Source organism: Candidatus Neptunochlamydia vexilliferae, from assembly GCF_015356785.1.
Taxonomy (GTDB): Bacteria; Chlamydiota; Chlamydiia; order Chlamydiales; family Simkaniaceae; genus Neptunichlamydia; species Neptunichlamydia vexilliferae.
This window is the reverse complement of the sequence record NZ_JAAEJV010000068.1, coordinates 1-8,290: the sequence shown is the minus strand read 5'-3', so window position 1 is coordinate 8,290 and position 8,290 is coordinate 1. Positions and strand designations below refer to the sequence as shown.

Annotated in this window: 5 protein-coding genes; 3 read left to right on the top strand and 2 right to left on the bottom strand. The window is 38.6% G+C overall.

Annotated elements, in window-relative coordinates; genetic code table 11:
* Positions 1 to 487: 487 nt before the first annotated feature.
* Positions 488 to 4,204 carry a tetratricopeptide repeat protein gene (locus NEPTK9_RS08375; protein ID WP_194848385.1) on the bottom strand — a complete coding sequence of 1,239 codons (3,717 nt, stop codon included), beginning with the start codon at positions 4,202 to 4,204 and terminating at the stop codon, positions 488 to 490.
* Positions 4,205 to 4,916: 712 nt separating this feature from the next.
* On the opposite strand from NEPTK9_RS08375, the gene NEPTK9_RS08370 reads away from it, so the two are divergent.
* The 3 genes from NEPTK9_RS08370 (at position 4,917) to NEPTK9_RS08360 (ending at position 6,852) form a co-directional block, all read left to right on the top strand.
* On the top strand, positions 4,917 to 5,102 hold the full coding sequence (locus NEPTK9_RS08370) for a type II toxin-antitoxin system HicA family toxin (protein ID WP_194848384.1): 186 nt from the start codon (positions 4,917 to 4,919) through the stop codon (positions 5,100 to 5,102).
* Positions 5,103 to 5,110: 8 nt separating this feature from the next.
* Positions 5,111 to 5,542 (top strand): type II toxin-antitoxin system HicB family antitoxin, encoded by a 432-nt coding sequence (locus tag NEPTK9_RS08365; RefSeq protein ID WP_194848383.1) that lies wholly within the window; start codon positions 5,111 to 5,113, stop codon positions 5,540 to 5,542.
* Positions 5,543 to 5,934: 392 nt separating this feature from the next.
* Complete coding sequence (locus tag NEPTK9_RS08360; RefSeq protein ID WP_194848382.1) at positions 5,935 to 6,852, top strand: Rpn family recombination-promoting nuclease/putative transposase; 918 nt, start codon at positions 5,935 to 5,937, stop codon at positions 6,850 to 6,852.
* 48 nt (positions 6,853 to 6,900) lie between these two features.
* Here the strand turns inward: NEPTK9_RS08360 and NEPTK9_RS08355 are convergent.
* On the bottom strand, positions 6,901 to 8,290 hold a 1,390-nt coding region (locus NEPTK9_RS08355; RefSeq protein WP_194848381.1), incomplete at its 5' end, for a tetratricopeptide repeat protein.

Genomic DNA, 8,290 nt, shown 5'->3' with positions numbered 1-8,290 from the left:
CCTACATGAGTAATCAGAGCTCATAATTTCCTCACAGTTTTCAAAAAAACACAGTTGAATGATTGCTCAAAAATAAATTTATTGCAAAGAGTTTTTTCTAAGTATTTTTGCATAAGTAAAAGTACGGCCCTAAAATTTCCTACCTCCGTAGCAGGCTACGGAGCATTACGGAAATTTTCCTTTCGGGGCGACCCGCTTAGCGCACCTTCGCAGCAAGCTGCGGGGAATATGACCCGGAGAGATTTAACTCTGCAGCTTTGTTTCTCTATAAGACTTCCAACTGGTTGTATTGAAAAACCTTGATCAATCTTCATATTTCAATAGACGCAAAAAACCAAGAAATTATTCAGCTAGAAGCCTTCCATGAACATTAGACCGACGGTCGTGTTGGATACGAGCGTTTAGTGCAACTAAAAATAGGGATATCTTGATTTATCTCATTGATACCTATGGAATTTTCCTTGGCTTTGACATACCGCACCCCTGTTTATAAGTTTTTGTTGATTTTCAGCAAAGTATTCCTCAGTTCTTTTGTTTTAGGGTGATTAGCTCCACACATTTTGAGCTGCATTTCATAGGCCTGTTTCGCATACTTAGAAGTCTCAAAAAGTTCTCCTGTTTTTTTATAAAAAGTACTCAACCCACACAGCACGTTTACACTGTCAGGATGTGGCTGAGGTCCATATAGCTTTTCTTTTATTTTCAATGCTTTTTCATAAAAAGTACTCGCCTTTTCATATTTTGATAGATTTCGATATGAATTTGCCATAATCATAACCATTCTTAATATATCAGGCTCTGCTCTATCCTCTAAACCTTTCCAAAAAGAGTCAAGGATTTCGATTGCTCGATTATATTCTTTTAGCTGGTAATAGGTATTTGCTAGGTTAACTTTTAGTCGGATGAACTTTGGACCTGGGCTATTCAAAACGCTTACACAAACCTTATTATGCATCTCATCAGCTTCTTCATGGTATTTAAGTGCTTGTTGTGGATTGCTTTTTTGTGCTGAAATTAACCCTAGCTGGGAAAGGATTTTGACTGTAATAATATGAGGATTTTTTCCAAAAAGCATCCGTTGGATTTTTAGTGCTTCCTGCTGAAAAGAAAAGGCCTTTTCTATATCTCCTAACTCCTGCCAGGCAGCTCCTATATTACTAAGAGATTCAGCCTTTAAAGGGTGAGCTCTGTCTTTAAATAAAATTTTTAACGCTTTTAATGCCTCTTGAGCATTTTTCAGCTGTATTTGAGGCTTACTGAGCTCCCCAATTTTATTTAGGAGTTCTGCAGTCTCTGGGGTGGGTTTGTTTCCTAAAATGGTTTTCTGTATCTGCAAAGCTTTTTGAAAGCAACTAAGAGCCTGAGCATTGTCACCTAGCCATTTTAGAGCCACCCCAGCATGGGTTAATGTAAAAGAAACCTCTAGTTGAGGGCTATTTCCATAAATAGAGCCATAAACATCAAGAGCTTGGTTAAAGTCACTAATTGCTAGCTTATACATCCCAAAGTTAATCGACACAGAAATACCTACGACTGTTTTAAGGACAGCATACAATTTAAGGATTTTAATAGTAGTGTCGCGAGGAAGGTCTTCCTTGAGTAAAGCATCTATTTCCTTAAGAGCTTTGCGAGCAACATCGCCAGCACAGTTATAGTTTGCAAGGGAAGTATAAGCAAGTGCAATATTTTTCTTTGCTATAACAGTTTCAATATGGGGAGTGTTAGAGTACTTATGTGCTAAAACTCGGAGTTGGTTTTGGCTATATTTTAAAGCTTTTTCAGCTTCTCCTAGAGTCATTTTGATTCTTTGGAGGTCACTCAAAGCATCAAGATTGTCAGGATTTAGTGCTACTGCACGTGTATAAAGGGATTCTGCCTGATCAAAACGACGTTTGTTTTCTGCAGAACGGTTTGCCACCCCTACATTAACTTCATAAAAGGATGTTTCTTGAAATGCCTGTATATTTCCATGACTAAAGTTGGTAGCCATTTGATGTAGAGGAAGCAATGTTTTATAGATTTCAATGATCTTTTTCGATTGATCTTCATCGATTGTGAAAAGTCCTCTAACTTCCTCTTCTTTACTTTCAGACCCAAACATATGAGAGTGTTTATCTATGGTGGTGGAAGAACCTGAACCGACACTCATTTTAACAAATCTTTTTTTCTTTGGATCTTCTTTCACTTTTTTTCGAATACGGTATAAGATTTCTTGTTCTTTTTTGTAGAAAAGGTGGGCGCTTACCCTAAAGCAGAGAATTTGTTCTAGAATTTCCCTTAACTTTTTCCCTCCGCTTTGCGAAAGCACTTCTCTTTGCTCAAGCTCCTTAATTCTTTCAAAGCTATTAGTGCTTTTTAGGCCGTGATAAAGAGAGAGACTTCCTAAAATCATTTGCACGGGACGATAGAAATCTTTTTTCACGTTAAAAGCACGCATATCGATCCTTTCTGCTTCAAGGTAAGGTTTAAACTCTTCTAAGTGTCCTCTGAGAAGGCTTATTGCTCTTTCTGTTCTTATTGGATCGTTTAACAAAATCCGGTAGCCCAGTAATTGGGCAGCCCCTTTGGTTTTATTAAAAGCTAAACTGATTTTTTCTCGATTTATATATTCAGGAGTGTGTTTACGTATCAACTGAGTTGCTTCTTTGGTTTTGTTAAAAAATTCTTTTGCTTTTTGGCGGTTAAGGTATTGAGGAGCGACCTCTCGAAATCTTTGTGCTGCTTGTTTTGTTTTAGACAGGGCGCCATTCAAGCGTTCTTTTGTAAAATATTGGGGGGTTGCTTCTTTGATTTTTATCGTTTGGGCTTTAGTCTTTGAAAGGACTTCTTGAAACTGCTTTTTGTTAAAATATTGGGGAATTTGGGTCGTTGATGCTTTGGTTTTTGAGGCCATGCGACCTATCTGTTCCCTAGAACACTGACGTATGGGCTGGTCCAACCACTTTTTCACTACTGCGTGGTACTTTTTCGTAAGGGCTTTATCCCCCATAATGTGACTTGTTGTTGCCATTGCATTTACAAGGATGATTTCTCCATCATGCATCCGAAGCCATCCAGGGCTTTGAAAAAGGCCGAGCTCTTGAGGGGTTCCGATGAGTTCATACACACCCTTTTTTCCTATTGGTGACAGCCCCCCAATATCCATGCTAAAGCCTCCAGGAACAAGGCTAATCGCTTCTCGCATGCTACCATTCTTTTGCCTTTTAGGGCGGATAACATCCCATTTTGTTTCTCCAAGATTGATAAAACGCACTTCCAGAAAGCGACTGATACTTCGAAAATAGTTTCGCATATGGGGAGCATTTTCATCGAACAAAATGGCAAATTCCGCATCTGAATAAGGGCACATTTCTTGACGACTCATAGAACCAAGAGCAATGATAGAAAAAGAATTATGAGGCTCGCCAAAAAGTTTAAATCCCTCTTTAAAAAAAGATCGGATTATGTCTTGATATGCCTCTGTTAAATACCTTTGAATAACTTGAATCGCCTCCTTTTTTTTGAGCTTATCGGCAACGGATTGTCTTATTTTGACTAAATTTTCCCTAGCAATTGCAATTGACCCTTTTTTATACTGGTTGAGACGAGAGAATGGGGCATCTTTCAATAAGTTAAATTCGATTTTTTCAAGCTTCAACAACAGGGGGTTTTTAGCATTACTAAGGTATTTTTCAGCAACGGCAAGCGCTCCATTGAAAAGGTGAGCAGCTTCTGTAAAGTCTTTTTTTTTAAGACTTATGTTTCCAAGCTGCTCAAGATAACGCACCTGACTTTTATAGTCCTTTTTTTCAAATGCTTCCTCAAAATTAAGATAGATTTTTCCAGTTCTATCTGAAGATGAAGAGCTCGACAAGGAGTCTTTAGCACGGTAGTTAAGAAAGGGAGAAGAGGAGGTCTTAGAGAGTTGACCTTTAAACTTTTGCTGCAAATATGAGGGCGGTGAGCTATTAGCCCATAGCTTTGTTTTTCTGCGAATGGATGGGGAGGAGTTAGAGCGCTTGCTTCGGAGTCCAATAGTTGGGCTGTCTCTTCTGGGGTGAGCTTTTGTCCAAAGCTTAACCTTAAAAATGACTGATTGATTTCTAAGCTCAGGAAAATAACCCTGGCTGAGAAGCCAGTCGATTATCTTTTTAGGGCTATCTTGAGAATCTGCAGGCAAAGACTTTATATTTTTGTATCCCTTATCTACACAAAAAGTTCCCATAAAAATTTGACCTTTATAGATTTTGGCTACAATTTTTTGATCGACCTGGAAAAATTTATAGGTCTCAGTGCTATTAGAATAGCTACCTATCTCTAAACGGGTGAAAGGTTTTGGGCTCTTTGTGGCTCCTTGTATTGATAAGCTTGAGTGATGACTCGAGGTTGAAGCGGCACTAGAAGAGCTACTGGTGCTTGATTGGCTGGTCGATGCGTTATTATTTGAAGGTTGAACCCAAACAAATTTTCTGTTCTTTAATGTGGGGGTATATCCTCTAGAGATATATTTGGATACCTCTTCTAGGCTGCTAGCATCGACAGGGTATACTTCTTTGCCTGTCTGATAGCGCCCGATGACAGATTGGCTTTGGAGATTAAAGGAGATCATCTTTCCATCTAAAGATCTACATGAGTAATCAGAGCTCATAATTTTCTCACAGTTTTCAAAAAAATACAGTTGAATGATTGCTCAAAATAAATTTATTGTAAAGAACCTTTTCTGTGTGTTTCTACATAATTCAATTCTGCAGCCCATTTGAGTATTGGAAGGTCAACTATTTATAAAGTAATGACTGAAATAGAGTCTTGTTCATAAGCTAGGCTTGAAGAGCTCACCCCACAGCAAAGAGTTCCTAAGGTATAAATAATCAATTGCTTATTACTAATTTTTCGAAAACCTATTGACTTTGTACATATATTTATGTACAATGCAAGGTATGAAGAAGAAAGCTCTCGAAAAGCGATTAAAGAAATGTGGGTGGTGGCTTGACCGGCATGGGAGCAATCATGATATATGGACAAATGGAAAGGTTGCCGAGCCAGTTCCAAGGCATCCTGAAATTAATGAGATTCTTTCAAGAAAAATTTTAAGAAAGGCAGAAAATAACCCAAGGGAGGGGTAAAGTAACGTATGGAATTTGAAGGAAAAATCTGGAAAAGTACAGGTGCTTGGTTAGTCGAGGTTCCCTCTTTGGATCTTATGACCCAAGGAGAAACAAAAGAAGAGACCCTAAAAATGCTTGAGGAGCTAATTTTAGAGTTGACTGATTATTATTTTACAAAAAAAGATGCAAAAGCTGTTGATGTTTGCGTGAATGTCTATAAAAAAGGAGTCATTGGTATAAGCTCTTCGAAAAAAAGGCTTTTACTAGCTCTCTCGCTTATAAGGCAAAGGGAGAAAAGCCAATCGACTGTAAGAGAGACAGCAAAGCGCCTAGGATCCAAATTTCCTAACTCATATGCGCAATACGAGAAAGGAAAGATCAGGATTTCACTTGAACAATATGAAAAGCTTTTAACGGCCGCAAACCCAAGCTATAAATGCTTACTCAAGGTGGTTTAAAGTTACATAGAACTTGCTTTTTTCCCCGTGGCTTGCCACGTGGGTAAGAAAAAACCTTTCATAATTAAGAGGTTAAAAAGGAGACCATCTTTCCATCTAAAGATCTACATGAGTAACCGGAGCTCATAATTTCCTCACAGTTCTTAAAAAAATACAGTTAAATAATTGCTCAAAAATAGATTTATTGCAAAGAGTTTTTTCTGAGTGTTTTTGCATAGTTGAACTCTCGAGCTTTGTTTCTCTAAAGGCTTGAAAAAGCTTAACCATTTTTTTATCAGATAGCTAAAAAAAACAAATAAAATTATAGGATGTTCAGTATCTTGAGGATAAAAGTTAGGGTATACAGATTGGTTCTTTCATGATAAAATAGCGTGCAATGGAGTTTTGTGAGTATGATAGACTTATTGGATATCAAAGTCGATGTCGTTTTTAAAGATTTTTTTGGCGATAAAAGTAGTAAAGAACTTTTAGAAAGCTTTATCAATTCTGTCTTAGGGTTTGAAGGGGACGATCTCATTGAGATTGAAGAGTTTTTAGACCCTAGAAAGATGCGGGTTGAAGTTGGCAGACCCTCAACTTTCGTGGATCTATCGGTAAAAACCAGGGGAGGGGAGCGATACATCATTGAAATGCAAACTTATAACCACGAAGGGTTTGATAAAAGGCTTCTTTATTACTTAGGAAAGGATTATACAGAGCAGATAGATTACCATTATCACCAACAAGCAACAGAAACTGAACAGAAAAAGAAGCAAAAAAAGCTAATAGGCTGGCAAGACCTTCCCAAGGTTCACATTGTAGCAATTATTGACTTTCACCGAAGTGAACGAGAAAAAAATGGTATTTTGAATAATGAGAAAGTGGTAGAAACCTATCGATTTAAGCCCGAAGTCTCTTCCTCTAATGAACATCTTTTTAACCAATGGAAGGCGACATTGGTTGATCTCAAAAAATTTAAGGATAGACCTTTAGAAGAACTCAAGACCTATAAAGAAAAATGGTTTTACCTCCTTAAAAATGCGTCTTTAATAAAGGAAAAAGAAGCACACGCCTTAAAACAAGACCCCGTTTTTCAAAGAGCACTTGAAAGGCTAGAGAGGCTTTCATCCGACCCAGTTACAAGAAAGGCCTATGAAGCCAGCGTTAATGAGCATAGAGACCATTTGGCAGTCTTATCCTCTGAAAGAAAGGCAGGGCGGCAAGAAAGAGATCGAGAAATCGCCCAAGCTTTGCTTAAACAGGGCCTTCCAGTAAATCAGATTTCTGAAGCGACTGGACTTTCAAGTGAAGAGATCGAATCTCTTCGCTAGCCTTTTCAAGGGTAGGAGACTAAACCCCTCCCGCTCCCAAGTGTCATTTTACTTGCATCTCGACAAGATTGGTGCGCTGAGCTCCTTATTAACTTTGGATAGTTCAAGTGTTACCAATTTAGTATGCGGGTGTTGAGGTCCATAAAGCTCCATGAACATATTATGAGACCTACTAAGATGGTCAGCGGCTTTTTGTGTCTTTTCCAAGACTCCATAGGCTAAGCCTAGGTTGCACAAGAAGATGGCAGTATGGTGGTGGGGAGTCTTATCTCCATAGATCGCGTAGGCCATTACTAAAGACTTTTTGTGGTATTCAAGTGCCTTTTTTGGCTGCCCTAAAGGCACATAAGCTAAGCCTAGATTGTTTAAGCGGAGGGCAATTTTGATGTGGGGTTTACCGCTATAGATCTTCTGGTCCATTTTTAAAGCTTGTTCGATATAATCAATCGCTTGTTTTGGCTTTCCTAAGGCCCTATAAACTTCACCTAAATTATTTAAGCAAGTCGTAGTACCGGGATGAGGCTTACCAAGATAGAGTTTGTCTCCCATTTCCAAAGCCTCTTTGAGATAGTTAATTGCTTCTTTGAGCTTTCTCAAGGTTATATAAGCTCCGCCTATATTGCTTAAGCAGGTGATAGTTTCAGGGTGAGGCTTATCGCCATAAAGTTTGCGGTTCATTGCCAAAGCCTCTGCAAAGTAACCGACCGCTTTTTGTGGTTGTCCTATATAGTGCCAAGCTAAGCCTATATTGCTTAAGCAAGTCGCAATATTGGGCTGAGGCTTTTTTCCATAGAATTTGTAGTTCAATGTCAAGGCCTCTTTGTAGTAATTGATTGCTTTTTGTGATTCTCCCAAGTCTTGATAGGCTAAGCCTATATTGGTTAAGCAAGTAGCAGTTTCACGGCTAATATAGAGCTTCCGTCTCATTGCTAAGGCCTCTTTGTAGTAATTGATTGCTTTTTTTGTTTCTCCCAAATCTCTATAAGCTGCCCCTAGTTCATTTAGCGCTAAAGCAACATCCTCATGAGGTTGATCTCCATGTTTTTGCCTAAGGAGACGAAGGCTTTCTTGGCTATGAGTAAGGGCATTATCGAACTTTCCTAATGTTAGTTTAATTTGTCCTAGATGGAAAAGGGCTTTGGTGTCGTTAGGATTAAGGGCAGTGACTTGAGTGTAGGAGACTTCTGCTTTGTCATACTGGAGGTTTTCTTTGGCGGAGTGGTCTAGAGTTCCGAGGGTTTTATCGTATAATGAGAGGTTTGTAAAGGTGGTTTGGGGATTTTGGATAAAGGCTTTTATTGCTTTATGAAGGGGGACTAAAACACGGTAAATTTCCAAGATGTCATTAGGGTTATCGATAAGGTAAAGCCCTTGAGCATCCGAATCCTTTGCTCCTTTAGAAAAGTAGAAAATTTCTTTTTCTTTTTTGTAAAAGAGG

Coding starts and splice junctions, on each gene's coding strand:
- NEPTK9_RS08370 (WP_194848384.1), top strand. CDS start 4,917: ATGAAGAAGAAAGCTCTCGAAAAGCGATTAAAGAAATGTGGGTGGTGG.
- NEPTK9_RS08375 (WP_194848385.1), bottom strand. CDS start 4,204: ATGGGAACTTTTTGTGTAGATAAGGGATACAAAAATATAAAGTCTTTG.
- NEPTK9_RS08360 (WP_194848382.1), top strand. CDS start 5,935: ATGATAGACTTATTGGATATCAAAGTCGATGTCGTTTTTAAAGATTTT.
- NEPTK9_RS08365 (WP_194848383.1), top strand. CDS start 5,111: ATGGAATTTGAAGGAAAAATCTGGAAAAGTACAGGTGCTTGGTTAGTC.